Source organism: Pseudoalteromonas arabiensis (assembly GCF_001550155.1).
Taxonomy (GTDB): domain Bacteria; phylum Pseudomonadota; class Gammaproteobacteria; order Enterobacterales; family Alteromonadaceae; genus Pseudoalteromonas; species Pseudoalteromonas arabiensis.
This window is the reverse complement of the sequence record NZ_LRUF01000024.1, coordinates 168,360-193,142: the sequence shown is the minus strand read 5'-3', so window position 1 is coordinate 193,142 and position 24,783 is coordinate 168,360. Positions and strand designations below refer to the sequence as shown.

The window sequence follows — 24,783 nt, the reverse complement described above, 5'->3', positions numbered from 1 at the left end:
TTTAAAGAGGTCGTGCTACCGACTCTGCAATGGCTTTAGCTGTCATAGCGGGAATATTACCAACAACTGACACATCAAAGCTACCACTGTTATGCACATAGATTGTGGTAGCGCCCGATGAAAGCGCACCACTGGGGCGTTTGCCTGGCAATGGTCTTTGAACAAATACAGAGACTTCAACAAAGCCATCTGAATACAAGTAATAATCTGTTAGCTCATTGTTTAAATCAAGCTTATGGCGATCAGATTTTAACAGTTTAAATCCATCAGGTAACCAGCCAATCTTCCAGTTATTAACTGCCGTACCTGTACTTTCATTGTCAATTTCACTCACTGGTAAGGGAGTTGGAAAGTCACGGTTCTGCATCTCAAGCAATAAGGGAGCTGGCTGCTCCGTCACACTGATATGAGTAAGCTGTAATTGTTCCAGCATTTCGCCTTTGTGGTTAACATAAGCAGATTTAAGTAATAATGATGACTCAGTATCAAGCCAAATCCAGTAATTAAACTTAAACTCGTCTTTTGATTCTATACGAACCAATTGCGCTGAACGCCCAGCTATACGGCCTTTTCCGCCAAGAACGAAATCATAATGAGCACTTAAACGCTCAATATCTTTAAACAAAACCTCTGGAATTGGTCCTGCAATTGAGTCAGTTTTGACAGAGTAAGGCTCTGAGTGTGGCTCAAAATAAGTAACGTGATCGTTCACACGCGCCATCTCAAGACCAGCACCATTCAATAAACTTAAATGCTCAAGCTCAATATCACCTTGTTTTGCGTGTAACCAGCGATAAGGCTCCATTGCTTGACCTTTAACGACCACAAAGGATGCATCAAAATTACGGGTATGAACGGCTTTAGCCATATCTAATAATAATGCTTTGGCGGGGTTTTCGTCGCTGGCAAAAGCGGATGCACTTGTTACCAGCGATAAAATAAAAGTAATAACTTTCATTAAATTAGTGATTTTCCTCTTCGGCTTTGGCCTCAGTTTGCGACTTTTCTAATGAATAAGCAACACGTGCTTGTCTATGGTGCTCTAGAACAAGTGCACCAATTCGCTGCTGCTGTAACTCACGCAAACCTTGCTGTGCATTTTCAAGCGCTGGCTGTTCAGATGAGTAGCTCACCGGTGATGCCACGCCAGTCAATGGGGTTGTTTGTAGCAATGGAATGTCACTTTCAGGTGACTCACTGTTTTGCGGCAATGTTTGTACGCCCACTATCGCGAACATTGCAACGCTTGCTGCGATAGCAACTTGTGCAAATGGGCGGCGCCAGTTAAATGCGACAACATTGTCAGTACCTGTTGCTGCCACAATTTCTTCGCTTTTTGGTGCATTTGTTTTATTTGCGAAATCGGCATAGACAGGTTCGTGTTCAAGTGCATCTGCAACGGCGTCGGCAATATCAAAGTTAAAAGCGCTGTTGTTTGCCTCAGCACGCATTGCATCACCGATCATCGCATAACGACCAAATGTCGCGACATCATCTTTTGTTATCGCTTCATCGGTTAGTTGCTGTTCGCCGTCAAGTAATGCGGATAGCTGTTCGTTATCCAACTTGTTAACGTCTGCTTTTGTCATACTAAGACTCACCTATTAATGGATTTAATTTATTATCAATCGCTTCGCGGGCACGGAATATACGTGAACGTACAGTCCCCACGGGGCAATCCATAACCACGGCTATTTCTTCATAGCTCATCCCTTCTATCTCTCGAAGGGTAATCGCAGTTTTCAGATCTTCAGGCAAACTATCAATTGTATTAAAAATTACAGCACGTACTTCGTCACTGAGTAACAGATTTTCTGGCGATGCGTTAGAACGCATTGCATCTGCACTGTCATAAAACTCAGCTTCTTCTGCATCAACATCGTTCGCTGGGGGCTTTCGGCCCTGAGCAACTAAGTAATTTTTAGCACAATTTACGGCGATACGGTATAACCAAGTATAAAAGGCGCTGTCTCCTCTAAAGTTAGGTAACGCACGGTAAGCTTTAATAAAAGCTTCCTGAGCGACATCAGCAACATCACCTTGATTCGACACATAACGTGAGATCAAGCCTGCGATTTTATTCTGATATTTTCTAACTAATAGGTTGAAGGCGTTTTTATCTCCTTGCTGGACCCTTTTAACTAGCGCTAAATCCAAATCCTGCTCGCTCATTCGAGCCGGTACTCCTCTGTTTGATTCTTGCTTGCTATTCATATACTCGCCATTGTTTACACAAACTCTGACTGCACGATGAATATAAAAGTTCAGTTTAAAATGTTTTTTTTATAAGATAGCATGCAAATATATTGAGTTATACCGTTCTTATTTGCGTAAAACTTCAAAAATAGCTTTAAAATCAACAGCTATTCTAATTCAAAGCTATTCTACATTTGTGCAAAACAGTTGATAGTACACTGTTTATATGACAAAAAATCTAATAAGATTGGTATAACATTTAAAATAACTAATAGTGCTACAGCAAATATGGTACATATACATATATCATATCAAAACTTTTTTGCTCAAACTTTTGCACTATCAGCTGAGCATTGTAACCGCTAAGACCACAGACATGAACCAAAATAAACATCACATTACTGATGTCGCTATCATTGGCAGCGGCGCCGCAGGCCTTTCCCTTGCCTTATCACTCGCTAATCACTGTAAAGTAACCGTATTAAGTAAAGGGGCACTTACAGAAGGCTCTACTTTGTATGCACAAGGCGGTATTGCGGCGGTTTTTGATAAGAAAAATGACAGCATTGAATCTCATGTTGAAGACACACTGGATGCAGGTGGTGGCCTGTGTGACCGTGATGCGGTTCACTACACTGCAAGCAACGCTAAAAAGTGTTTAAAGTGGCTTATTGAGCAAGGTGTGCCTTTTGACATGGAGTTTGACTCAAAGGGCAAAGAACGTTTTCACCTAACCCGTGAAGGCGGCCATAGTCATCGCCGTATTCTGCATGCCGCAGATGCAACGGGTCGTGCTGTACAAACAACTCTTATCAGCCAAGTACAAGCACACCCTAACATCACGTTATTAGAAAACTACAATGCGATTGATTTAATTGGTGATAAGAGCCTTGGCAGAAAAGGAAAGCATATCCATGGCTTATATGTCTGGAATTGTGAAGATAAAAAAGTAGAAACGATTGCAGCTAAGTTCGTCGCGCTTGCAACTGGCGGTGCAAGCAAGGTGTACTTATATACCTCAAACCCTGATGTATCGAGCGGTGATGGTATTGCGATGGCGTGGCGCTCTGGTTGTCGAGTGGCGAATATGGAATTTAACCAATTCCACCCTACAAGTTTGTACCACCCTGAATTACAAAATTTTTTAATTACTGAAGCGATGCGTGGAGAAGGTGCTTATTTAAAGCGCCCTGATGGCACACGCTTTATGAAAGATTTTGACGAGCGCGAAGAGCTTGCGCCTCGTGATATTGTCGCCCGCGCTATCGACTTTGAAATGAAACGCCTTGGTGCAAATTGTGTCTATTTAGATATCAGCCACAAAGACAAAGATTTTATTATTGAGCACTTCCCAACTATCTACGCAAAGTGCTTAAGTGTTGGCCTTGATATAACGAAAGAGGCGATCCCAGTCGTCCCTGCCGCGCATTATACGTGCGGTGGTGTCATGACTGACTTTAATGGTCGTACAGATCTCGATAATTTATATGCCGTGGGTGAAGTGGCTTATACAGGTCTTCACGGTGCAAACCGAATGGCGAGTAACTCATTACTTGAGTGTATTGTGTTTGCCCATGCTGCGGCAAAAGACATTTTAAGCAAAATTGACACCTCTCCTGCGCCAGAAGCATTACCTTTATGGGATGAAAGTCGTGTCACTAACTCAGATGAAGAAATCGTTATAACCCACAACTGGCATGAGCTAAGGTTATTTATGTGGGATTACGTGGGCATTGTGCGCTCTACCAAGCGCTTAGAACGCGCACTGCATCGCGTTGAATTACTGCAACAAGAAATCCATGATTACTATGCAAACTTCAGGGTTACAAATAACTTACTAGAACTTCGTAACTTGGTACAAGTTGCAGAGCTTATTATTCGTAGCGCCCTTGAGCGAAAAGAGAGCCGTGGGCTTCATTATACAATCGACTACCCAAATCAAACTGAAAACCCAACCCCCACTATTTTAACTCCTAAGCTGGTTGCTGCACTGCAATAACCGCTCGTCGCAAACGAGAAAAACTTAGCGCATCAACACTGGCTGACGAAATAATCAGCCAGTGTGATTGATAAAAGCCAATTAATCTTATAACTACATGATTCGCAAATACATAGCTCTTGGGACTTATCTCACCTTGCAGTTGTAACTGTTCATTAAAAAAGCCTAGCTGTGATTGCTGCAAAATTATCACTCCATCACTAGGTTGTGCTTGTTGTACTTTTTTGAAACAAGCAATACCAATAACAAGGCAAGCAAAACAGGCTAAAAGCTCTGATAAGATATGACTATAAGAAAAGTATAATAATAGGGCTAGAAAACAAAAGAAGACCACAAAGGGTTTGTGGTCTGAGAAGTTATTTTTGACGGTAAACCTATACACGAACTCGATCTAAAATAAGCGTCACCATGCCCTTGAGCTCTGCATCTTTGCATTCTTCATGTCCCATGAACCATGCAAATAAATCAGGATCATCGCACTCAAGTAAGCGTTGAAATACAGCTTGCTGCTCTTTAGATAGTGAGTCAAACGCTTGCTCAACGAATGGCATGAATAAAACATCAAGTTCGAGCATACCACGGCGGCACGCCCAACGAATGCGTTCTTTACTGTGAATTTCAGTCATTTTAAACCTCGTACTTATTTGTCTGCAGTTTAACAAATTGCAATCGAATAAACAGCTATTTAAATTGCCACCCTAACTAAGTTATCATTAGGGCTCACTTATATCGTAAAGAAGGTTTTTATGTCGACTGTTTACGCATGCCCATTATCTCATACGCTTATTAGCCTTTCTGGTAAAGATAAGCTGTCATACCTTCACGGGCAAGTTACTCAAGATATCAATAAGCTAAGTAACGATAACTTCTTATGGGCAGGTCACTGTAATGCCAAAGGTAAACTTTGGGGTGTGTTCAAGTTATTTACATACCAAGATAACTACTACCTAGTTGGCTCTAAACCTGAGGTAGCACAATCTTTGGGCGAATTAAAAAAGTATGCTGTATTCTCTCAAGTTGAGATTGAGCAATCTGATAAGTCGCTTATTGGCTTAATCGGTGAAGATCTTACCTCAACCCTCACGTTATTGAATATCCACTTTAATGATACGCAGACTGCTGTTGATTTTGCAGGAGGCAAAGCACTGAAGCTTGCAGATAACCGCGTATTATTGATGGTAAATAATGACTTTAGCTTACCTGACGATATTACCGCACTTGATAATGACAGCATGTGGCAAGAAGCAGCAATCGCTGCCGCTGAACCCTCTTTAAATAAAGATGCTATTGGCGAATATGTACCGCAAATGGTTAATTTACAGGCCATAGGGGGCATTAGCTTCAGAAAAGGCTGTTATACGGGGCAAGAAACCGTCGCCCGCATGAAGTATCTCGGAAAAAATAAACGTGCCATGTATATCGTCGCAGGTAAAGCCGATGGTTTACTCGATGAACTAGAGCTTGAAACACAAATGGGCGAAAACTGGCGCCGTGCAGGTAAGCTTATCAGCCAAAGTTATAATCAACAAACGCACACCCTTATGGGCCTTGTGGTCTTACCAAATGACAATGAAACAGGCCACGTATTACGTGCAAAACACCTCCCTCAGGTTGAGCTATCAATTCAAGCTCTGCCTTACTCTCTCGAAGATGAATAAATAGGAATGACTATGATCGTAGCAGCAAACAAAGTGGTAAAAATGCATTATTCAGTATTGGATAATAACAAAAATACCATCGACAATTCTTTCGATGGTGAACCACTGGTGTTTATCGTGGGCACAGGATTTTTAATCCCAGGTCTTGAAAACGCGCTACTCGGTAAAGAAGCCGGTGATACATTCAGTGTGACTGTAGAGCCAGAACAAGGCTATGGTGAACGTCACGACGACCTAATGCAAGCAGTGCCGAAGTCAATGTTCGAAGGCATGGAAATTGAAGTCGGTATGCAATTTAGAGCAACAACTGATGCAGGCGATCAATCAGTCATGATCATTGAAATCCAAGATGAAGACGTGATTGTAGATGGTAATCATCCTCTTTCAGGTATTACACTTCACTTTGATGTTGAAGTACTTGAAGTACGCGATGCCACAGAAGAAGAATTAGCACATGGTCATGTGCACGGTGAAGGTGGTTGCGGTCACAGCCACTAAACGAAACACTAAAAAAGCGCCAATGGCGCTTTTTTTATAGCTATAGCATGCCCTACAAAAGGGTATCACTTACTCAGGTTCTGCGCTCACTTCTTCCTTTGCTTCTGGCATAGCTTCAGGTTGAGTTATATGCGCATTAAGCGCAGCAAGTAAACCAGCTTGATCATTGGTGCCTAAACGGTAATGTGTACCATCTTTCATTGCCAGTTCTACCGCACTAAAACCAGATACACTGTACACCCAGCCATCGTGAGTTATACGTAAGCCAATTCCATGACGAAATGAATTGCTAACAGCTCTAACTGACTCAATGTCGTCAAAGCTCACTGTTTTACCAAACACACCTGGCCCAAATGCCCAGCTCACTGTTTTATCCGTTACCTTGATGGTTAAGCTATGAAATAAAAAAGCCACTAACACTAAAATCGCACTAAATCCCATTAATGGCACATCTGCACCTATTAAGTTCCATGCCAAGGCAAGAAAACCACCTATCCAGCCTAAAACAATAAAGATAAATAGTGCGTATTGCTTATGTTGATACATAAAGAACTCTCTAATTAAAAGCTATAAACAAAGGTGGCACTGAGCTCTGAATCATACTTAAGCTTGTCTTCCTCTGGTTTTGAATTGTAACGGTACATATAGGTAAATTTAAGCGATACATCACCCATGATTTTGCTGATCAGCGAGGTTTCTGATTTTAGTCGCGAATTTAACCCTGACATGGATTGCTCATAACTCACATCTTGATTAAAACGTGTGCGTGCAGATACCGTGCGCTCCCACTGCAAAGCTAAGCGTAATAAGTAGCCGGTTTTAGTTTCATCCTCTTCAGTTGCCATATCTTCATCGGCAACGGAGCGGTAAAGGCCAGGCCCAACATCAATATCAACCTTGTTCTTACTGCCTTGGTATATTCGATTGCCATAGCCTGTAGCCACAGTGCTTTTAAACTCTAAGCCACTAAATTCATCTTCTTCATAATCCGCATAAATAAAGAACGATTCATTTTTAACGTTTAGCTTGTAGTTACCTTGTGCTGATATAAAGATTCGATCAGCCGAGACTTCATCATCGCCAGTTTCGTCATTACGGTCTCGTTTATATAGGGTGTCTATTTTGAATTGATTACGCCATTTCTCAAAATCCTGATACAGATTACCTTTATATTTAAAGCTAGTTGAATCTGTATTACCACTACTAATCATAAAACCAAATTCCATATCTCCATAAAGCATCTCGCCCTTATGAATTTTATGGATTTCTTCTTCGGATAGCTGACCATACTCATGAAAATCTTCAAATGGATCAACGGCAGCAACCTGCCAGCTAGCCAGCATAAAAGCGACTAAAAGTGCACGTTTTAGTGTATAAAAGCAACTCGGGGTTAAATCAAACATCGGCGGAAAATTTATTCGCTATCTTTCCAAAGAATATGACAAAAAGGCGCATCTTTATCTCGGCTAATTAAAATTTTGGCAAACAGAATATCTTGATTATCAAATTCAAGTCCTACTAAGACTTGCACAAACAGCTCAGGTTCAATTTCTAATGCAACAAAATCGTGCCATTGACTATCCGGTTCACCTTCTTCAATAAAACCGAGCTCTTCGCGGTGCTCGTTAAAGTCAGCAATATCTTGCTCGCTTAAGTTGTCAGGTGCCAATTCTAAAAATATATCATACGCCTGATGTGTTACTTCTTCTTCACTGTATAAGCGTGGACCAGCCATGACCAAAACCCTCTGATATTTGAATTAAGCTATGATAACAAACCTCTTTTGAGTTTTACCAAAAAAAAAGCCAGGTTACCCTGACTTTTTTTATTTTCACTGATTAGGCTATGAAGATGCCTGCCCTTTTATTTTTTCACGCATCCCTTGCACAAGGGTATAAAATAGTGGCACCAACAATGTACCAAATATCGTAGCAGCTAACATACCAAACAGCACTGTTACACCCAGTGATATTCGACTTCCAGCGCCTGCACCGCTTGCAAATACCAAAGGTAATACGCCAAGCACAAACGAGAGGGCTGTCATTAACACCGCTCTAAAACGCATTTTAGCCGCATTTAATGCTGCTTCGAGGATCCCTTTACCCGCTGAGCGTTCTTCCATAGCAAACTCAACGATCAGAATCGCAGTTTTAGTTGATAGGCCAATTAACAACACAAGGCCTACTTGTGCATAAATATTGTTTTCCATACCAATTATATACAACGCAAGCATTGCACCAAATAACGCCAGTGGTACGGCGGCAATGACCGAAAATGGAATCGTCCAACTTTCGTATTGTGCGACTAAGAATAAGTAAACAAAAACAACCGCTAAACCAAATAGAATCGGTGCAACATTACCGGCTTCTATTTCTTGTTTAGATTGCCCAGCCCATTCATAAACATAACCCGTTGGCAGCTGCTCAGCTAATTCTTGCATGACTTTTATCGCATCACCACTTGAGTAACCTGCTGCAGGTTGTCCGCTAATACTCGCACTGCGATACAAGTTAAAGTGCGTTAAGCTGGTTGGGCCAAGGATTGGCTCAAGCTTAGCAAGTGTAGTAAGCGGCACCATCGCACCTTCATCATTACGCACATAGTAGTATTGTAAGTCTGCTGGATTTTGACGAAAACGACTTTCCGCCTGCATGATCACTCTGTATGTGCGGCTAAATTGATTAAAGTCATTAATATACAATGATCCTAATTGTGCCTGTAAAGTTAAGAAAATATCGCTAAGGGCCACGCCTTGAGCCTTGGCCTTATTACGGTCAACCTCTAAAAAGTATTGCGGTACATTTGCTCTGAATGTGCTGTAAACATTAGAAAGCTCCGGACGCTGATTTGCCTCATAAATAAGTCCATTTAATACCTGAGCAAGCTCAGCAGGCTCACGCCCTTCACTATCTTGTAACCTAAACTCAAAACCTGCACTAGTACCTAGACCTGGAATTGATGGCGGATTAAATGCCATTATCTGCGCATCTGGCATCGCCCAAAATTGCCCCATTAAACGAGTCAACACAGCTCGTAAGCCGAGCTCAGAGCTGGTTCGCTCTTCCCAGTCCTTCAAAATCACAATGCCTAATGCATTATTTGAACCTGCCCCCCCTAGCAACGAAAACCCAGAGACAGCAATAAAATCAGTCGCTGCGGGCTCATTTTTTACAATATCCCCTAATTTATGCATCACTTCTTGAGTACGATTACTTGCTGCTGCATCTGGCAACTGCACATCAACAAACAAAAAGCCCTGATCTTCTGCGGGTACAAACCCTGTAGGAACCGTTTTTACAAGCCACCCTGCGGCAGCAAAAATTACCACAGCGAAAAGTGCCATTCGCGCAGAACGCTTTAAGATAAAATTAATTACTTTGCTATATCCGCTGGTTGAGCGTGTGATCACATTTTCAAAAGGAGCTAGCCATTTTATTGGCTGCATGGCTTTTTCATTTAATAGCAAAGCACACAGCGCAGGACTTAAAGTAAGTGCATTAACAGATGAAATAAGTACAGCGAATGAAATCGTTACGGAGAATTGCTTATAAAGCTCTCCGGTGATCCCTGGCATAAATCCAACAGGCACAAATACCGCTAATAACACAAGGGTGGTTGCAACAATGGGGCCTGATACCTGCTCCATTGCTTTGGTAACGGCTTCTTTTATTGGTAGTTTTTCTTCTTTTAGGATCCGCTCAACATTTTCGATAACGATAATCGCATCATCAACCACAATCCCGATTGCCAGCACCAAACCAAATAGCGTAATTAGGTTGATGGAATAACCCATCATCATCATAAATGCGAAGGTACCCACCAAAGACACCGGAATCGCAACGGTAGGAATCAGTGTTGCGCGCCAATTTTGTAAAAACAAAAACACCACTAAAATAACCAAACCAACGGCTTGTACAAGTGTTATTACCACTTCTTCAATAGAACGATTAATAAATTCAGTCGTATCATAGGGAATTGAGTACTCAATACCATCAGGTAGCTGCTTTGCTAGTTCCTCCATACGCGCTTTAACATCGGTGGCAACTTGTGTCGCATTCGCCTCAGTTAGCTGATAAATAACAATAAACGCAGTATCTTGCTGGTTTAATTTGGCGGTCGTACTGTAACTTGCAGCACCCATTTCAATGCGCGCGATATCATTTAAACGCACAAAATTACCATCTTTATTTGCGCGAATAATGGTTTGACCAAACTCTTCTGGTGTCTTTAAACGCCCCTTCGCCTGAATTGAGTATTCAAATTGCTGGCTAGGCCCTGTTGGTGCCGCCCCCAACTTACCCGCAGCCACTATGGTGTTTTGCTCTTGTAGCGCAGCCTGTACTTCCGCCACCGTTAACTCTAAAGAAGCCATTCTATCTGGGCGCAGCCATAATCGCATCGAGTACGTCTGCTCCCCCATCACCTCCGCTGAGGCCACACCATTGATACGCCCTAAAGGCTCAGTTAAATAATTTGTCGCGTAGTTACTTAGAAAAATAGCATCAATATTATCTTTGCTTGAATAAAGGTTAATACCTAAAAGCATTGAGCTTGATTTTTTCTTTACTGACACCCCTTGACGTTTCACCTCTTCAGGCAAGCCTGACTCAGCCAGTGCAACGCGGTTTTGCACATTGACCTGTGCTATGTCCGTATCAGTGCCAACCTTGAAGTAAACAGTTATGTTGGCCGTGCCGTTATTAGATGAAGTTGACTCGATATACATCATATCTTCAACACCATTAACCTGCTCTTCTATGGGCCTAATAACAGACTCTTCGACTATTTGCGCACTTGCACCAGGGTAACTGGCCGTGATTTGTACTTGTGGCGGGGTAATTTGCGGGTACATATTAACCGGCAATAAAGCCATCGATATTAAGCCCGCAATCGTAATAACAATAGATATAACCAGTGCAAACTTAGGGCGAGATATAAATGTTTTACTAATCATCTCATACTCCTAAGAGTTTGCTTTATTAGAAATAGTGCCTGTTGTGGCATCTACTTTCTTTTCCACAGCCTTAACTTCTGCACCTTGCCGTACTTTTTGCAGGCCTTCAATAATCACCTTTTCCCCAGCTTCAAGACCTGATTCAACCACCCACATGGCATTAATGCGGCGGCCAAGTTCAACAATACGCATAGCGACTTTGTTATCATCACCAACAACCAGTACAAATTTACCCTGTTGATTTTCTTGTACGGCGACTTGTGGGATCAGTGCAAGTTCTTTTTTATTGGTACTCTCTACGATTAAAGTGACAAATAACCCTGGCATCACAATACCATCGGGATTATCAAATGAGGCTCTAAGTTCAACCGTACCAGTATTACGGTTAATTTTAGTATCAGCAAAATCTAATACCCCCTTTGCAGGAAAGGTCGAATTATTGGGTAAGCGTAGTGTTAAATCTATTGGTACATCTCGCGGGTCGCGACCTGACGGTGTCTGGTGCTGTTGACGATAACTAATGTAGTCTGCTTCTTCTACCTGAAAACTCACATAGATAGGGTTAACATCAGTCAGCTCTGCAAGTTCATTTGATGATGGCCCCACAATATTGCCAACATCATAATTTACTTTGCCAATGCGCCCACTGAATGGCGCTTTAATTTCGGTATAGCTTAAATTTAACTTCGCTTTTTCAAGCTCTGCTTCTGCCGCTTTAACCGCCGCAGTTGCTTGCTCAAAATTAGTCGTTAATTTGTCGAGGTCAGATTGTGAAATAAACCCTTGTGACGCAACATCTTTGCCGCGCTTTAAATCTCGCTCAGCTGCACTGGCCGCTGCGATACGGCTTTTTAAATCAGCTTCAACTTCAGTGACCGTTGAACGATACTCTGAAGGGTCAATACGAAGTAATAACTGATCTTTTTCAACAGACGAACCTTCGTCAAAGTGACGCTCAATAAGCTCGCCTTCAACTCGCGCTCTAATTTTAACCTCTTGAAATGCCTCGGTTCGTGCTACAAATTCACGGTAGTTACCGACCTCTTGTGTATTCACATTGTATACAGAGACAGCAGGGGGGGGTGTTGCTTGCTGCTGAGACTTGTCATCTGAACAACCTGTAAGTACCACACTTAATGCCAATGCATATACTGTTGTTGTTATAGATTCAGTTGATAGCTTTTGCATGCGTTGTGTATTGCGCATCAGCATATTTTTACTCCTTGTAGCGCGACTTAAAGCTAAGTCTAGTCGTGTCATGGGATTTTGCGAAAATTTGCAGCAGTATCTTATTAATCGCAAAACCGAACTAGCTGTAAACCAGCCTCTTTGTTTTAAAAATATACATCAATTTGTAACCAAATATATGACGAAGTTACTCTTTTTTAATAAATTACCTAATTCTTTGTCACACATCAGCATTTCTTTACATACATGTGATTAGTTCGTAAGCTCTAGCAAACAGGTCAGAGGAGTTACCATGATAAAACTAGAAATAAAACAACAGGTCGCTTGGGTTAGCCTTGCCCGTCCCGAAAAACAAAATGCACTCAGTTTTGCTATGTTTGTGGAGCTTTCAAACGTGATCAAAAAAATTAAAAACGATCGCAGTTTGCGTGCTGTGGTGATCTCTGGCGAAGGCGAGCACTTTTGCTCTGGACTTGATGTTGCTGCGGTAATGAAAAAGCCGAGCAATATCATCAAACTATTATTCAAATGGTTACCAGGAAACCAAAACCTCGCGCAAAAAGTGGTGTTAGGTTGGCAAGACTTAAGTATTCCAGTGATAGCTAAAATTACTGGGCATTGCTTTGGCGGCGGTATGCAAATCGCGCTCGGGGCTGATTATCGTATTGTCGATAAAAACGCAAAGTTAGCAATTATGGAGGCTCGCTGGGGTTTGTGCCCTGATATGGGGGCTAACGTTGTGCTTGCTGGCTTAATGAAGCGTGACCAGGCACTTTGGCTGGCAAGCCATGCAGGGCCTGTTTCGGCTGCAGACGCTAAAGAATATGGCTTGGTTACGCAACTCACTGACGATGTTGATAAACAAACCGATACTGTACTTGAAACATTGATGGCGCGCTCGCCGGATACCCTCGCTGCAATTAAACGCATTACTCAGCAAAGCTATCGCTCACAGCAACGTAAAATTCTTGCTAAAGAAACCTGGAGCCAAATTCGCTTACTAATGAATCCGAATACCAAAAAGGCGATTGCGAAAGCCAAAGGCGCTGAAGATATTCAATTTAATAATGCTAAATCATGGTAAGCTAAAGTCGCATAGTACAGCAGACAAGGGTATGATGTAGTTGTACTTTATTCGCAATTATCCTGACTCATGAAATACCTAATCAGTAGCGCCATTATTCTTGCTTGTTTAGCCGTTGCTAAGTATTTAACGGCTTTGTTTGAAAGCAGTTTTCCAGCTCCATTACTCGGTATGGTCTTGTTACTCGTATTACTTTTAACAGGTATAGTTAAAGAGCACCATTTAAAGCCCACAGCCAGCCCTGTACTCAATTATATGCCATTATTTTTTATCCCTGCGGGGGTCGGGATTATTGAACACTTAGGTTTAATCGCTGAGCACTGGCCTTTATTACTGACTATCTTTATTGTTGTGCCACTGACAAGCGTTATATTGATCGGCTCTGTTATCGCCTACTTTAAGGGGCGTGAAAATGACAGCTAGCTTTTGGTGGTTAAGCGTTCCATTAGTTATTGCTCTTTTCCTAGCGCTGCGTTTTTTAAACGCTAAAACACACCATGCTATTGCAAAAGCACTCACCAACCCTGTCTGCTGGGCAATTGTGCTAATTGCGGCGTGTTTAATGATATTCAAACTCCCCTACGCTCCATTCGCTGAGCACACTAAAGTGCTAAGTTGGTTACTTGAACCCGCGATTGTGGCTTTAGCGCTACCGCTTTATCAGCAATTTATACATGTTAAAAAGAATCTACTGTTAATTCTGATAAGTTGCAGTTTAGGGGTAATCAATGCCACGCTGGTTGCGTCGATTATTTGCGCTTTGTTTGCCGCGCCTGCAGAACTTAGTGCATCTTTGGCTAGCTTGTCAGTAACCACTCCTATCACTTTACTGGTCACCGATGCACTTGGCGGTATTCCTTCTTTAGCAGCGGCAATGGTGATTTTTATTGGGGTACTTGGGGCGATTTTCGGTAATTTAATTTTCTCGCTAATAAATATACAAAATGCACAAGCTAAAGGTGTCGCAATTGGCACTGCTTGTCATGCTATTGGCACTGCTTCTCTTATAACAGAGCAACCGAAGGCAGGCGCTTTTGCATCTGTAGCTATGGCATTGAGTGCGCTATTAAGCGCTTTAATCGTCCCCTTACTCTACCCCGCCATTCAACATCTGATATAGTAATGACCAGCAGTAAACCTTGTTAGGAAAAGCCATGATTGACGCAGAATTACAACAAGTGGAAAAATACTATAACCTGATCACCGAATATTTAGTGACCTACAGCATGCAAATAGTGGGTGCGATCTTAATTTTGGTCTTTGGCTTGTGGATTTCACAAAAAGTATCAAATATGGTGGCAGCCTTAATGCAACGCCACAATATAGATATCACCCTCACAAACTTTATCAGCAATGTTATCAAAGTCTTGCTGATCATCATGTTTCTTATTATTGCGCTGGGTAAAATAGGCATCAGTGTGACTCCCTTTGTGGCTGCAATAGGTGCCGCTTCATTAGGTGCAGGTTTAGCACTACAAGGAATGCTTTCAAATTATGGTGCAGGGCTTGCGATTATTGCAACGCGGCCTTTTGTAGTAGGTGATACAATTGAAGTAAAAGGGGTGAGCGGGCAAGTTAAAACGATTGAGCTCGGCTACACTATTTTGGTCAACGAAGAAAAAGTCGAAATCACCATTCCTAACAAACATATTGTTGGTGAAATTCTGCATAACTCGTTTAGCTATTCACTCGTAAAAGGCGAAATTGATATAGCTTATGATGCAAATGCTGACTTGGCTATTGAGCTGATCGAGACCGTTTTAAACGATCATGAACTGGTTGCCGATACACCACACTCACAAGTCGGTATTGAGCGATTTGCCGAAAGTGGTGTCACCTTAAGCTATCGCTTTTGGGTGCCAACCACCAAAATTATTGAGACCAAATTAGCAGTGAACCGCAATGTATTTAAGGCAATCCAAGGGGCGGATATCGAAATACCCTTCCCACAACGGATTGTTACCCTCAATCAAACTAATGATAAAGGCGCTTAAGGCGCCTTTTTCACAGCTCGTCGACAGAGATTGTGTTTGTTCAAAAGGTTGTAGTACAATTTAAATGATAACAATTACTATCATCAATTAAGGTCGGGCTATTTTTACCATGAGTAAACGTCTTTGGTTCCAACTACACGGTTGGTTTTCGCTCCCAGTATGGGTGCTATTTTGCTTTATCTGTGTCACAGGCACTGTATCTGTAATAAGCCATGAGCTTACTTGGCTCTCTAACAGTGAAGCACGCGCAAACAACCCAAATGACTTACCAGTACTGGGGGTTGATCAAGTTATTAATAGCGTAGAAAAAGCTTACCCGACCGCCGATGTAATGAGTGTGCTCACCTATGAGCCTTACTTGGTTAATGCGGTTATTTTCACTGATACCGACAAACCTTACGCAGTGGCTTACGTCAATCAATATACAGGCGAAGTGCAAGCGGTTAATGACAGTATTTCTTTCATCGAATTTATGCGTACCCTACACGGCTGGCTATTCTTTCCTTGGCAAGAAGGCTACAGCATAGGTTACTACTTAGTCAGCGCCATGGCGTTTGTCATTTTAGGTGCATTGATTACAGGCTTAGTGATTTATAAAAACTTTTGGCGCGCATTTAGTCAGCCAAAGCTACGTTTTAACCAAGGTAAAAAAACCTTCCTTAAAGACTTACATACCCTTAGTGGCGTTTGGTCAATTTGGTTTATGGCAATAATGGCACTCACAGGCCTGTGGTATTTAGTGCAAGCCATCATGTGGCATAACGAAATAGACATAGAAGAGCATGCACCTTTGGTGGCTGTTTCAGCTTTACCTGCGGATAAACAAACACCGCCTACTGACTTAAAAGCGGCACTGGCAATTACCAAAGAGAAATACCCTGATTTCAAACCTAGCTATGTGATGCTACCAGAGCATAACCGTGGCATGTTTAACATCATGGGCAGTGGCGATACTATTTTCTACGATAATTACGCTTACTCAACGTCAATCAATCCTTGGACTGGTGAAATTGCAGCAAGTAAGAGCCCTGAGATTATGTCGGGGCTACAAACCCTGTCGCATATTACTGATCCACTTCACTACGGTAATATTGGCGGCCTGTGGACAAAGATTATTTGGTTTATCTTTGGTTTGATTTTAAGTGGTATGTCGATCACTGGCTTTATGATGTATGCCGCTAAATTAGTTAATAATAAACCAGTAAAAGCGCGCCAAGCTGCGCCAGTAAATAACGTTCAGGAGGCAAACTAATGGCTCGTTTACAAGCGACTTGGTGGCAACGTAAAAAGTATATTTTGCATGCTGTGATACTGGCTTTGCCTGTGTGGTTTATTTATCAATCATTGAACCCTCAGTTTCCTGCACTTTGGCAAGAGCAACAAGCAGGCGAATTTAAAATCGCGCCAATGCCACTGAATGAAGATGCACCTTACTCACACCACAATGAATATGTTAAAGATTTCTTTATTACTTTTAATCAAGGTGACATAAGCAATGTTCGTCAGGCATATTTAAATATTGGTCAATCACCTTTACCGCTGACAGAATTTGCAAAAGATGAAGAAGGCATAATGCATGGCACCAATCACGGTCAGCATGCCCACGCGATAGCTCCTAAAACCATCTCAGCAGATGATAAACTGTGGATCACCATACAAACTTGGCAAGGCCAACTGCATACCCTCAAATGGGATATCCCCAGCCAGTTTATTACTCAATAATATCTGAAAGGCCACTCACTGAGTGGCTTTTTTGTATCTCTGAAAAAACCTTTATCTCCTCCAAAACAATCAAAAGTAAAATTTTTGTTAATTATTTTCACCCAACACCTTTACAAAAGTAATAATATAATAAAGTATTATAAATAGTTTTCATTAACATCAATGCATTCAATTGATGTTGATCAGAACTCATCCAAGGAGCTAAACACACAAGGAAAGCTCAATAACAATGATTTGGAGACACAATGATACTTTCAAAAAAAGCGCTTGCTGCGCTCAGCTTTGCAACAACACTGGTACTTCCCAGTGCCTACGCGATTGATAATGGTGTATACACGATTAAATCAAAGTACAGCGCTAAGTTTGTAGAAGTCGCTAGCGCGCAAACCAATGATGGTGCGAATGTTAGTCAGTGGGCTGACACTAATCACGACACCCAGCGCTGGTTAATCACCAACATAGGTGGCAGCAACTATTCGGTTATTAACTTAAACAGTGGTAAGGCACTCGAGGTGTTTGATTTCTCAACTGCCGATGGCGGTAATGTGGTGCAGTATGAATATGCAAACATTGCTAGCCAACACTGGCAAATTAATGATGAAGGCAGCGGTTATGTCAGCTTTATTAACTTAAACAGTGGTAAGGCTCTCGACTTATATGGATTCGATGGTAACGATGGCGCGAACATTAGTCAGTGGAGCTACAACGGCAGCGATGCACAGCAATGGCAACTCACCAAACTTGCCAATGTTGAATCCACTCCCTTTGATCCCTCCACCACCAATGGTGCTGCTGATCATTGGCCACTCACTGGCAATTTAGTTACCCACGATCCAACTATTGGCTATGAGAATGGCACTTGGTGGATATTTCAAACAGGCCCAGGCATTTACGGTAAATACTCAAGCAATGGCGTTGATTGGAATGATGCGCTGCCAATTTTTTCAAATGGTTTAAGTTGGTGGAGTAACTATGTGCCTGATCATGACGGAATTGATGTCTGGGCGCCTGAATTAAAAAGCTACAATGGTCGCAGCTGGCTGTATTATGCTATTTCAACCTTCGGATCTCGTGTCAGTGCTATTGGTCTTACCTCAGCAAGCAGTGTTGCCACAGGCAATTGGCGTGATGATGGCTTAGTGATCAACACCACCAATAGCAATAATTACAATGCCATCGACCCAGATCTGGTGGTGGCAAAAGATGGTGCGCCTTGGCTCGCATTTGGCTCGTGGAATACGGGTATTAAATTGACCCGTATTAACCCAATGACAATGAAACCATTTGGTCAAATCTACTCATTAGCAAGTCGCTCAGGTGGTATCGAAGCGCCTACCATAGTGTATCGCCAAGGCTACTACTATTTGTTTGTTTCGGTAGGCAAATGCTGTGATGGCACGAATAGTACATACCGCATTGCATATGGTCGCTCAACCGATATTCGCGGTCCGTACCTTGATAAAAATGGTAATAACATGTTAGCGGGTGGTGGTAGCATTCTTGATGCTGGGAATAACCAATGGGTGGGTCCTGGTGGACAAGATATTCTAAATACCGATGTGATTGTTCGTCATGCCTATGATGCAGGTGATAATGGCACACCCAAATTGCTCATCAGCACCCTAAATTGGGATGCTAATGGCTGGCCTAAATACTAGTTCTCACCACTAAGCGCGTGAAAACGCGCTTTTTAAAATCGCTCTAAAATACTGCGAATAAACTCAGAATTTAATATTTGTGTCATCACGCCACTGCACCACATATACGCACGATGCAAGGGGTAGCCTTTAAAAATCCAACGTTTACGCACATGATTAAAGTCATGTAAATAATCAGCCTTCGCTTGTGGTAATGAGTCACCGGCCAATTTTTGCCACGCTTTATAAACCCCACTCATATCAGCACCACGCATAAAACGCTGTAACCAACGCGGAAAGCGTGAAAAACGAATCGCCGACTGAAAATCAATAATATAAGGCTTGCCCTCTTTTGAGCAAATCACATTACCCAGATTACGTAAATCAAGATGTACTACACCACGACGATGCATTTTCGCTACCGTACGTTCGAAGTCTTTGAAAAAATTAGCTGGCAAATGTTCTTGCTGTTGAGCAAGCTGCCTAAGTGGTGTGCCCTCAATAAAGTCATAAGCAATAGCAATTGGCGATAATCGGCAAAAATTATCTACCACGCCATCGACATCTTGTAGCCGTGCAAGTCCCTTGTACTCTTGATTAATAAAAAGCGGCGCAATGGTTTTTCTTACCCACCAAGGACTATGCTGAAAGTCTTTGATAATAAGATCAAATTGCGTGTCTTTGTAACGATAAACAATGGCATTAGCGAACCGACCGGTATGAACAATAGACAAGCTTTCATGGCTAAATTGATGAGCTGGGAATTGGGCTCGAAGCTGCGCGAGCAAAGATGATTCGAACATAGCAACCTGTCACTTGTTAAAATTAAATGCCTAGGCAACTATATTATCAAAACGCGTCAGCGGCGACAATGTACCGCTTAGAGAAATTTATGCTTTTAAATTATGAATTGCTCTAAACAACAAGCTGGCGAGTTGGTTTTGCTCTAGTTCAGAGAAGCCAACGAGCGCTTTTCGATAGATCTCATTAACTGCGGGTAAAATTTCAGGGTAAAGCTGTTGGCCTTTCTCTGTAAGACATAAAAGAGTTGAACGCCTATCTTCAACTGACTGTTTCTTAGCGACTAACCCTTTATCTTCTAGGCGAGTGATTAAACGACTCATGGCCCCACGGTCATATACCATGTGCTCACATAGCTCAGCTAAGGTGTTTACTTTACCTCGTGCAAGTAATACCACCACAATATATTGAGCTGATGTTAGCTCTTTATCCTCAAGAGCGTTATCAAGATGCGTAACTAAGTTAGAGCGTAAATAAGACACTAAACGCCCTAAGTCTTGGACTGGGTCTAAATCTTCAGCGCGGCACTGTCCAATTGGTGCAGATTCTTTCATATTTCCTCAACAAAGATTAATAGCTATTCATTGACAGTTAATACCTAAAATAATTCAATCTTAGTCATAATTGGTGTAGCGTGAGTCAGGTATTTAAACTTCGGGGGGTAGTATGCTTAGTAAACAGCACATTATAAAGTATTTAGGTCTTTTTGTACTCTTGTTACTGTGCTGGTTAGAGCAGTTCCAACATTATATCATGAGTTTTATCGATAGTGCTTTAGTGCAGTCAACCGTGGTGTATGCCTCGTCTCGTACAGTTAACGCCGCTATTTCGTTATTACAATCTGCCGAAGTGGGCATTGGCATTGCGAGTATTCAGCCAGCACAACTACTTGACCCTGTTAATGATCTGGCTGAATACATGTCAGATGCTATGCGCCTTGCAATAGGTTCACTATTTTTACAGCGAATTTTATACACGATCTCATCTGGTGTGATTTTTAATAGCGTATTTACTATTTCAGTCATTGCTTACCTTTTTTGTGAATGGCGCAATATCTATCCAAATCTTCGCCACAAACTTCTAGCAAGCCTTATTTTAATTCGCTTTCTCGTTCCCGCTATCGTTCTAAGCACAGGACTTATCAGCCAAGTTTTTTTAGATGAACAAATTAACTCACAAAGCCAACTGGTCAGTGAAAAAGTTGATACTGTCAGCGCTAATGCTACACAAACTTCAGCATTATCAGCACAACTCAAAGCTAAAGTTGATAGTCAAAAGCAAGCCGTGTTCGATAAACTCGATGGCTTGAATCAACAACAGATAACAAACCACCAGCAAGCGACTGAGTTAAAACAGCAACTGGCAGAACTGGATTCCCAGATTGACACTATTCAGTCAACACGCAGCCTTTCTGAGCGTTTAACGTTTACTGAACTTGAACAAGCGAAACCGCTGCTCGCTAAAAAACAGCAAATAACAACTAAGCTACACGCTTTATCCGCTCAACAAGGGACACTTAATCAAGAAAAAGATGCGCTAAACCAGCAACTCGTGGAAATAAATGAGCAACTCAACACAAATGATGCGAGTAAAGTGAGTAAAATTATCGACACCGTTACCACAGGGATAGGAAATATGGTTGCGGCCGTTGAAGATCTTTTTATCGACTTTCTTAACCTATTATCATTACTCATTCTCAAGCTATTGCTAATGCCACTCATCTTTTTGTATTTATTCAATAAAGCGTTTAAAGCTATTTGGCATCGCCATTTCATTGATGTATTAATTGAAACAAAAAACCGCGCTATTAATTGATTGTTTTTTAAGCTATGTTGATACTCACAATTATAAAGGAGTTAACAATGAGTAACCAACATAGTAGTCACATTCCTCAAGAAGCATTTGATTGGTACGATGAATACGCCCATGGCTTGATAGACCGTCGTACCTTTATGAAAAAACTAGGCGGCCTAGTTGCACTAGGTTATTCAATGGCTGTTCTCAGTAGTGCCTTGTTGCCAAACTATGCATTAGCTGAACAAGTCTCCTTTAATGATCCTGATATCAAAGCCAGTTATAAAACCTTCAATTCATTCAAAGGTCACGGTGAAGGTAAAGGCTATTTAGTTGAGCCCGCCAACTTATCTGACAAGCATCCTATCGTATTAGTGATCCATGAGAATAGAGGTTTAAACCCTTACATTAAAGATGTTGCACGCCGCCTTGCTAAAGCGGGTTTTATTGCTTTTGCCCCAGATGCATTGCACCCACTTGGCGGTTATCCAGGTAATGACGATGAAGGGCGTGCTATGCAGCGCTCAATGGACAGAGAAAAAATCCAACACGATTTCGTGGCCGCCGCAAAGTACTTAAAAGAACATCCAAACAGTAATGGCAAACTAGGTGCGGTAGGCTTTTGCTTTGGCGGTTATATGGTTAACTACCTCGCAGCTGTTGAGAGCAAACTCATTAATGCTGGCGTCCCCTATTACGGCACCCCTGCTGTTAAAGAGCTTAGAGAAAACATAAAAGCACCATTACTTGTCCACTTAGCTGAATTCGATAAACGCGTGAATGATACTTGGCCAGAATACGAAAGTGACTTAAAAGCCCACCAAGTGCCTTATACTATGCACATGTATGAAAAGGCGAATCATGGTTTTCATAATGATTCCACATCGCGTTATGATGAAAAACAAGCTGAGCTTTCATGGCAACGTACACTTGCATTCTTTAACGAGCAATTGATTTAATCGAGGCAATTTCATACACTCTCGGAAAAATTTGTAGGCTAGTAAAGAGATGGAATCGCAAATCAGTTACCGCTTTGACTCACAGCAAACCGCTAATCGGTTTTTAAACAAGCTTAAACACTGGTCAGTGGCTAAAGTCACCGCAAGTCTTTGCCAAGGTGGTTTCGCCGTAAAAATACGCTATGCAGTCGATAATAGTAGCTTTGATTACACCCTTGCTGAGCTTGATGATTTAGCGATGCAGCATGAAGGCGAAGAAATCTAGTTATTAAGTAGAAAAACGGCTAACCAAGTTTAGCCGTTTCGTTATTAAAGCTTTACTTATAAAACTGTATTTATAAATCAAAGCTACGCGAGATAGACGCAACAATGCGCTCGTCTGCGGTATCCCAATCAAGGCTGGTATTTTCACCGGCAAGCTCAAAGTCAAAACCTGCAAAGCTTGTTTGATAAGCAATGCGATAGTGGTTATATGACTTATCACTGCCATCCCATGTGTACTTATCACCATCCAGTGAATTTGAAATATCAAAGCTGGCACGGATTGCGTGGTTTGGTGCAATTTCAAAGGTATGCGCTAACATAGAAATAACATGCCCTGCGCCAGAACCAAAGTAGTCCCAGCTATACCAAAAGTTAAGCTCCGTTTGTCCTAAGCTACTGGCATAACCAAATTTAGTATAAACCTCAGGGTAATTACCATCGCTTGAATGACCTTCACCATGATATGAATAGTAAGCAATACCATAATCAACACTAAGAGCACTATTTAGTTCAACATAGTTACCGAAATACGCATCCCATTCAATATCTGTCCCCTCACCAAAATCTACATTTGAGGCCCACGTACCCACATACATACCAGAGTCTGCAAACGCATAGTCTAGACTACCTTGAATAGCAGGATCATTTTGCGTTTGGCTCACACCATTAAAAGTGTAATCTGATGCCAGAGTAACTGTAGTCGATAAATCAGCCATCGCTGATGTCGATAGTAGTGCCAGTGGCAACACTGTTGCGAGTAGTGTTTGTCTTGTTGTCATGTTGGTTTCCCCTTAGCTAACTGTTTCTATTTTTGTGTAATCTAATTTGTTGTCTTTTGGTGAGCCCTCGATGTTTTTCACCGTTTTTAACTTGCTGTAGCCAATAAATACTGCGCAGCCGAAAAATAACGCAATCACTAGCGCACCAACCCATTGGATCTGTAAAAAGTCGAACTTAAACAACAGAGTCAATAGTGAAAGCGCCACCACATTTAAGGCAATATAATTAAACTTACCAAAACGTTTCACCGTTAAGTTTAGGTTATCTGTGTATAAACGGATCAAAGAATCAAGTGAATTGATCACAAACACCACACCGACAAACACCATAGCGATGTTTTTCAAACCTGCTGTAGCAATACCCGCTTCATGATATTGATATAAAACGCTAAACCAAATTGCGATTGGAATAGATGGGAAAATCAACATAGCTGCCAGTACTTGGTAAGTCTTTAAGCCCCCCACAAAGCGCGAGGTAAATTGACCAATCATGATACTCCAAGCAAACCACCAAAATAGATAAAAGGCATGGTAATCATTCAGCGGTAACACAAATTCATCAATATTACCAAAATAACCACCAATCAGCGCAAGGTTATCAACAAATGCTGATGTTTGTGCATCAGAGCCAACAAAGGCACCAAACCACATAAAGGCGATTAAAGCGATAAACAACCACGTAGTAGAGATACTTAAAAAGCGCACATATTTAATGTCTGTGCTCGAATACACAGCAAAACAAATCGCTGCAAACACCATTAAGTAGAATGTCGGAATAATTGACTCACCATCACCAAGTGACGGTAAATACCAAGGTAAATTCGACAGCAGTAAAAATGCAGTAAATGCGCATGTACCAATAATAACAATGTTATTAATTAGTTTTACCCAAGCAATTTCAAAGAACTTTACTTTGGGTTCTATTACACAGAAATAAAAGCACGTAAGGAAATAAAATCCCCAGATCAAGAAGCCCCAATAACCAAACTCAATGGCTAATGGATTGGCAAACGCATACTCTGGGCTTGCTTTTATGTCTGCATAACCTGCAAACTCTGTCAGTGGAAACATAATCAAGCCAACGTCTAGGCCCGATGTAAATAAAATTGCAATGAACGTAAACGTTCTAACCGGTGTGACGCCAACACACCTTACCCTACCCCATTTAAATAAAATAACCGCAATTGCTAACAGGGTAAAAATGATGCCAGCACTAAGCCAAAAGGTCATAGTTACCCCCCCAAAATAAGTAGTAA

General features: G+C 41.7%; 27 protein-coding genes. 13 read left to right on the top strand and 14 right to left on the bottom strand.

The window, feature by feature from the left end; genetic code table 11:
• Nucleotide 1 precedes the first annotated feature (1 nt).
• The 3 genes from PAARA_RS14085 to rpoE are packed head-to-tail and all read right to left on the bottom strand — an operon-like array spanning nt 2 to nt 2,172.
• The gene (locus PAARA_RS14085) at nt 2–958 is read right to left on the bottom strand and encodes a MucB/RseB C-terminal domain-containing protein (protein WP_062569656.1); all 957 of its coding nucleotides are present in this window, start codon (nt 956–958) and stop codon (nt 2–4) included.
• A gap of 4 nt (nt 959–962) precedes the next feature.
• Nucleotides 963–1,589, bottom strand: coding sequence for a sigma-E factor negative regulatory protein (locus PAARA_RS14080; protein ID WP_062569655.1), 627 nt, complete (start codon nt 1,587–1,589; stop codon nt 963–965).
• 1 nt (nt 1,590) lies between these two features.
• Complete coding sequence (gene rpoE / locus PAARA_RS14075; RefSeq protein WP_036969086.1) at nt 1,591–2,172, bottom strand: RNA polymerase sigma factor RpoE; 582 nt, start codon at nt 2,170–2,172, stop codon at nt 1,591–1,593.
• Between the two features lie 400 nt (nt 2,173–2,572).
• Between rpoE and nadB the strand changes: the two genes are divergently transcribed.
• Nucleotides 2,573–4,195: an L-aspartate oxidase gene (nadB, locus tag PAARA_RS14070; protein ID WP_062569654.1), complete on the top strand. Its 1,623-nt coding sequence runs from the start codon at nt 2,573–2,575 to the stop codon at nt 4,193–4,195.
• Here nadB and PAARA_RS20570 read toward each other — a convergent pair.
• Together PAARA_RS20570 and PAARA_RS14060 are read right to left on the bottom strand one after the other, a co-directional pair.
• Nucleotides 4,170–4,379 carry a hypothetical protein gene (locus tag PAARA_RS20570; RefSeq protein ID WP_157066210.1) on the bottom strand — a complete coding sequence of 70 codons (210 nt, stop codon included), beginning with the start codon at nt 4,377–4,379 and terminating at the stop codon, nt 4,170–4,172. The two genes, nadB and PAARA_RS20570, sit on opposite strands and share 26 nt — an antisense overlap.
• A gap of 190 nt (nt 4,380–4,569) precedes the next feature.
• On the bottom strand, nt 4,570–4,821 hold the full coding sequence (locus tag PAARA_RS14060) for an FAD assembly factor SdhE (RefSeq protein WP_062569652.1): 252 nt from the start codon (nt 4,819–4,821) through the stop codon (nt 4,570–4,572).
• A gap of 120 nt (nt 4,822–4,941) precedes the next feature.
• On the opposite strand from PAARA_RS14060, the gene ygfZ reads away from it, so the two are divergent.
• Together ygfZ and PAARA_RS14050 are read left to right on the top strand one after the other, a co-directional pair.
• Nucleotides 4,942–5,853, top strand: coding sequence for a tRNA-modifying protein YgfZ (gene ygfZ / locus PAARA_RS14055; protein WP_062569651.1), 912 nt, complete (start codon nt 4,942–4,944; stop codon nt 5,851–5,853).
• A gap of 12 nt (nt 5,854–5,865) precedes the next feature.
• Nucleotides 5,866–6,351 (top strand): FKBP-type peptidyl-prolyl cis-trans isomerase, encoded by a 486-nt coding sequence (locus tag PAARA_RS14050; RefSeq protein ID WP_054554327.1) that lies wholly within the window; start codon nt 5,866–5,868, stop codon nt 6,349–6,351.
• A 69-nt stretch (nt 6,352–6,420) separates the two neighbouring features.
• Here the strand turns inward: PAARA_RS14050 and PAARA_RS14045 are convergent, their stop codons facing one another.
• The 5 genes from PAARA_RS14045 to PAARA_RS14025 all read right to left on the bottom strand — a co-directional run bounded on the left by PAARA_RS14045 (nt 6,421) and on the right by PAARA_RS14025 (nt 12,517).
• On the bottom strand, nt 6,421–6,897 hold the full coding sequence (locus tag PAARA_RS14045) for a hypothetical protein (RefSeq protein WP_062569650.1): 477 nt from the start codon (nt 6,895–6,897) through the stop codon (nt 6,421–6,423).
• 14 nt (nt 6,898–6,911) lie between these two features.
• Nucleotides 6,912–7,694 (bottom strand): DUF481 domain-containing protein, encoded by a 783-nt coding sequence (locus PAARA_RS14040; protein ID WP_228074502.1) that lies wholly within the window; start codon nt 7,692–7,694, stop codon nt 6,912–6,914.
• Nucleotides 7,695–7,765: 71 nt separating this feature from the next.
• Nucleotides 7,766–8,086, bottom strand: coding sequence for an HI1450 family dsDNA-mimic protein (locus tag PAARA_RS14035; RefSeq protein WP_062569648.1), 321 nt, complete (start codon nt 8,084–8,086; stop codon nt 7,766–7,768).
• A 108-nt stretch (nt 8,087–8,194) separates the two neighbouring features.
• Entirely contained in the window at nt 8,195–11,305 is a 3,111-nt protein-coding gene (locus tag PAARA_RS14030) for an efflux RND transporter permease subunit (protein ID WP_062569647.1), read from the bottom strand.
• A gap of 9 nt (nt 11,306–11,314) precedes the next feature.
• Entirely contained in the window at nt 11,315–12,517 is a 1,203-nt protein-coding gene (locus tag PAARA_RS14025; protein WP_062569646.1) for an efflux RND transporter periplasmic adaptor subunit, read from the bottom strand.
• A gap of 268 nt (nt 12,518–12,785) precedes the next feature.
• Between PAARA_RS14025 and PAARA_RS14020 the strand changes: the two genes are divergently transcribed.
• From PAARA_RS14020 to PAARA_RS13990, 7 genes are all read left to right on the top strand, one after another.
• On the top strand, nt 12,786–13,577 hold the full coding sequence (locus PAARA_RS14020; RefSeq protein WP_062569645.1) for a crotonase/enoyl-CoA hydratase family protein: 792 nt from the start codon (nt 12,786–12,788) through the stop codon (nt 13,575–13,577).
• Between the two features lie 69 nt (nt 13,578–13,646).
• Nucleotides 13,647–14,000, top strand: coding sequence for a CidA/LrgA family protein (locus tag PAARA_RS14015; RefSeq protein ID WP_062569644.1), 354 nt, complete (start codon nt 13,647–13,649; stop codon nt 13,998–14,000).
• A complete protein-coding gene (locus PAARA_RS14010; RefSeq protein WP_062569643.1) occupies nt 13,990–14,697 on the top strand; it encodes an LrgB family protein in 708 nt (235 codons plus the stop codon). Before PAARA_RS14015 ends, PAARA_RS14010 begins: the two co-directional genes overlap by 11 nt.
• A gap of 34 nt (nt 14,698–14,731) precedes the next feature.
• A complete protein-coding gene (locus tag PAARA_RS14005; RefSeq protein ID WP_062569642.1) occupies nt 14,732–15,571 on the top strand; it encodes a mechanosensitive ion channel family protein in 840 nt (279 codons plus the stop codon).
• A gap of 100 nt (nt 15,572–15,671) precedes the next feature.
• Nucleotides 15,672–16,823, top strand: a complete 1,152-nt coding sequence (locus tag PAARA_RS14000) for a PepSY-associated TM helix domain-containing protein (RefSeq protein WP_157066209.1) — start codon at nt 15,672–15,674, stop codon at nt 16,821–16,823.
• The gene (locus PAARA_RS13995) at nt 16,823–17,293 is read left to right on the top strand and encodes a hypothetical protein (protein WP_062569640.1); all 471 of its coding nucleotides are present in this window, start codon (nt 16,823–16,825) and stop codon (nt 17,291–17,293) included. Before PAARA_RS14000 ends, PAARA_RS13995 begins: the two co-directional genes overlap by 1 nt.
• A gap of 245 nt (nt 17,294–17,538) precedes the next feature.
• Complete coding sequence (locus PAARA_RS13990; protein WP_062569639.1) at nt 17,539–18,951, top strand: family 43 glycosylhydrolase; 1,413 nt, start codon at nt 17,539–17,541, stop codon at nt 18,949–18,951.
• Nucleotides 18,952–18,983: 32 nt separating this feature from the next.
• Here the strand turns inward: PAARA_RS13990 and PAARA_RS13985 are convergent, their stop codons facing one another.
• Complete coding sequence (locus PAARA_RS13985; RefSeq protein WP_062569638.1) at nt 18,984–19,733, bottom strand: RIO1 family regulatory kinase/ATPase domain-containing protein; 750 nt, start codon at nt 19,731–19,733, stop codon at nt 18,984–18,986.
• Between the two features lie 87 nt (nt 19,734–19,820).
• Nucleotides 19,821–20,285: a MarR family winged helix-turn-helix transcriptional regulator gene (locus PAARA_RS13980; protein WP_062569637.1), complete on the bottom strand. Its 465-nt coding sequence runs from the start codon at nt 20,283–20,285 to the stop codon at nt 19,821–19,823.
• A gap of 112 nt (nt 20,286–20,397) precedes the next feature.
• Between PAARA_RS13980 and PAARA_RS13975 the strand changes: the two genes are divergently transcribed.
• Genes PAARA_RS13975 through PAARA_RS13965 form a run of 3 tightly spaced genes read left to right on the top strand, consistent with a single transcriptional unit; the run spans nt 20,398 to nt 22,749 of the window.
• Nucleotides 20,398–21,546 carry a hypothetical protein gene (locus PAARA_RS13975; protein ID WP_062569636.1) on the top strand — a complete coding sequence of 383 codons (1,149 nt, stop codon included), beginning with the start codon at nt 20,398–20,400 and terminating at the stop codon, nt 21,544–21,546.
• Nucleotides 21,547–21,593: 47 nt separating this feature from the next.
• Nucleotides 21,594–22,484 (top strand): dienelactone hydrolase family protein, encoded by an 891-nt coding sequence (locus tag PAARA_RS13970; RefSeq protein WP_062569635.1) that lies wholly within the window; start codon nt 21,594–21,596, stop codon nt 22,482–22,484.
• A gap of 49 nt (nt 22,485–22,533) precedes the next feature.
• The gene (locus PAARA_RS13965; RefSeq protein WP_062569634.1) at nt 22,534–22,749 is read left to right on the top strand and encodes a hypothetical protein; all 216 of its coding nucleotides are present in this window, start codon (nt 22,534–22,536) and stop codon (nt 22,747–22,749) included.
• 70 nt (nt 22,750–22,819) lie between these two features.
• On the opposite strand, the gene PAARA_RS13960 is transcribed toward PAARA_RS13965, so the two are convergent.
• The gene (locus PAARA_RS13960; protein ID WP_062569633.1) at nt 22,820–23,527 is read right to left on the bottom strand and encodes a TorF family putative porin; all 708 of its coding nucleotides are present in this window, start codon (nt 23,525–23,527) and stop codon (nt 22,820–22,822) included.
• Nucleotides 23,528–23,539: 12 nt separating this feature from the next.
• Nucleotides 23,540–24,757: a BCCT family transporter gene (locus PAARA_RS13955; RefSeq protein WP_062569632.1), complete on the bottom strand. Its 1,218-nt coding sequence runs from the start codon at nt 24,755–24,757 to the stop codon at nt 23,540–23,542.
• Between the last annotated feature and the right edge of the window lie 26 nt (nt 24,758–24,783).

Coding starts and splice junctions, on each gene's coding strand:
- PAARA_RS14085 (WP_062569656.1), bottom strand. CDS start 958: ATGAAAGTTATTACTTTTATTTTATCGCTGGTAACAAGTGCATCCGCT.
- PAARA_RS14080 (WP_062569655.1), bottom strand. CDS start 1,589: ATGACAAAAGCAGACGTTAACAAGTTGGATAACGAACAGCTATCCGCA.
- rpoE (WP_036969086.1), bottom strand. CDS start 2,172: ATGAGCGAGCAGGATTTGGATTTAGCGCTAGTTAAAAGGGTCCAGCAA.
- nadB (WP_062569654.1), top strand. CDS start 2,573: ATGAACCAAAATAAACATCACATTACTGATGTCGCTATCATTGGCAGC.
- PAARA_RS14060 (WP_062569652.1), bottom strand. CDS start 4,821: ATGACTGAAATTCACAGTAAAGAACGCATTCGTTGGGCGTGCCGCCGT.
- ygfZ (WP_062569651.1), top strand. CDS start 4,942: ATGTCGACTGTTTACGCATGCCCATTATCTCATACGCTTATTAGCCTT.
- PAARA_RS14050 (WP_054554327.1), top strand. CDS start 5,866: ATGATCGTAGCAGCAAACAAAGTGGTAAAAATGCATTATTCAGTATTG.
- PAARA_RS14045 (WP_062569650.1), bottom strand. CDS start 6,897: ATGTATCAACATAAGCAATACGCACTATTTATCTTTATTGTTTTAGGC.
- PAARA_RS14040 (WP_228074502.1), bottom strand. CDS start 7,694: ATGCTGGCTAGCTGGCAGGTTGCTGCCGTTGATCCATTTGAAGATTTT.
- PAARA_RS14035 (WP_062569648.1), bottom strand. CDS start 8,086: ATGGCTGGTCCACGCTTATACAGTGAAGAAGAAGTAACACATCAGGCG.
- PAARA_RS14030 (WP_062569647.1), bottom strand. CDS start 11,305: ATGATTAGTAAAACATTTATATCTCGCCCTAAGTTTGCACTGGTTATA.
- PAARA_RS14025 (WP_062569646.1), bottom strand. CDS start 12,517: ATGCTGATGCGCAATACACAACGCATGCAAAAGCTATCAACTGAATCT.
- PAARA_RS14020 (WP_062569645.1), top strand. CDS start 12,786: ATGATAAAACTAGAAATAAAACAACAGGTCGCTTGGGTTAGCCTTGCC.
- PAARA_RS14015 (WP_062569644.1), top strand. CDS start 13,647: ATGAAATACCTAATCAGTAGCGCCATTATTCTTGCTTGTTTAGCCGTT.
- PAARA_RS14010 (WP_062569643.1), top strand. CDS start 13,990: ATGACAGCTAGCTTTTGGTGGTTAAGCGTTCCATTAGTTATTGCTCTT.
- PAARA_RS14005 (WP_062569642.1), top strand. CDS start 14,732: ATGATTGACGCAGAATTACAACAAGTGGAAAAATACTATAACCTGATC.
- PAARA_RS13995 (WP_062569640.1), top strand. CDS start 16,823: ATGGCTCGTTTACAAGCGACTTGGTGGCAACGTAAAAAGTATATTTTG.
- PAARA_RS13990 (WP_062569639.1), top strand. CDS start 17,539: ATGATACTTTCAAAAAAAGCGCTTGCTGCGCTCAGCTTTGCAACAACA.
- PAARA_RS13985 (WP_062569638.1), bottom strand. CDS start 19,733: ATGTTCGAATCATCTTTGCTCGCGCAGCTTCGAGCCCAATTCCCAGCT.
- PAARA_RS13980 (WP_062569637.1), bottom strand. CDS start 20,285: ATGAAAGAATCTGCACCAATTGGACAGTGCCGCGCTGAAGATTTAGAC.
- PAARA_RS13975 (WP_062569636.1), top strand. CDS start 20,398: ATGCTTAGTAAACAGCACATTATAAAGTATTTAGGTCTTTTTGTACTC.
- PAARA_RS13970 (WP_062569635.1), top strand. CDS start 21,594: ATGAGTAACCAACATAGTAGTCACATTCCTCAAGAAGCATTTGATTGG.
- PAARA_RS13965 (WP_062569634.1), top strand. CDS start 22,534: ATGGAATCGCAAATCAGTTACCGCTTTGACTCACAGCAAACCGCTAAT.
- PAARA_RS13960 (WP_062569633.1), bottom strand. CDS start 23,527: ATGACAACAAGACAAACACTACTCGCAACAGTGTTGCCACTGGCACTA.
- PAARA_RS13955 (WP_062569632.1), bottom strand. CDS start 24,757: ATGACCTTTTGGCTTAGTGCTGGCATCATTTTTACCCTGTTAGCAATT.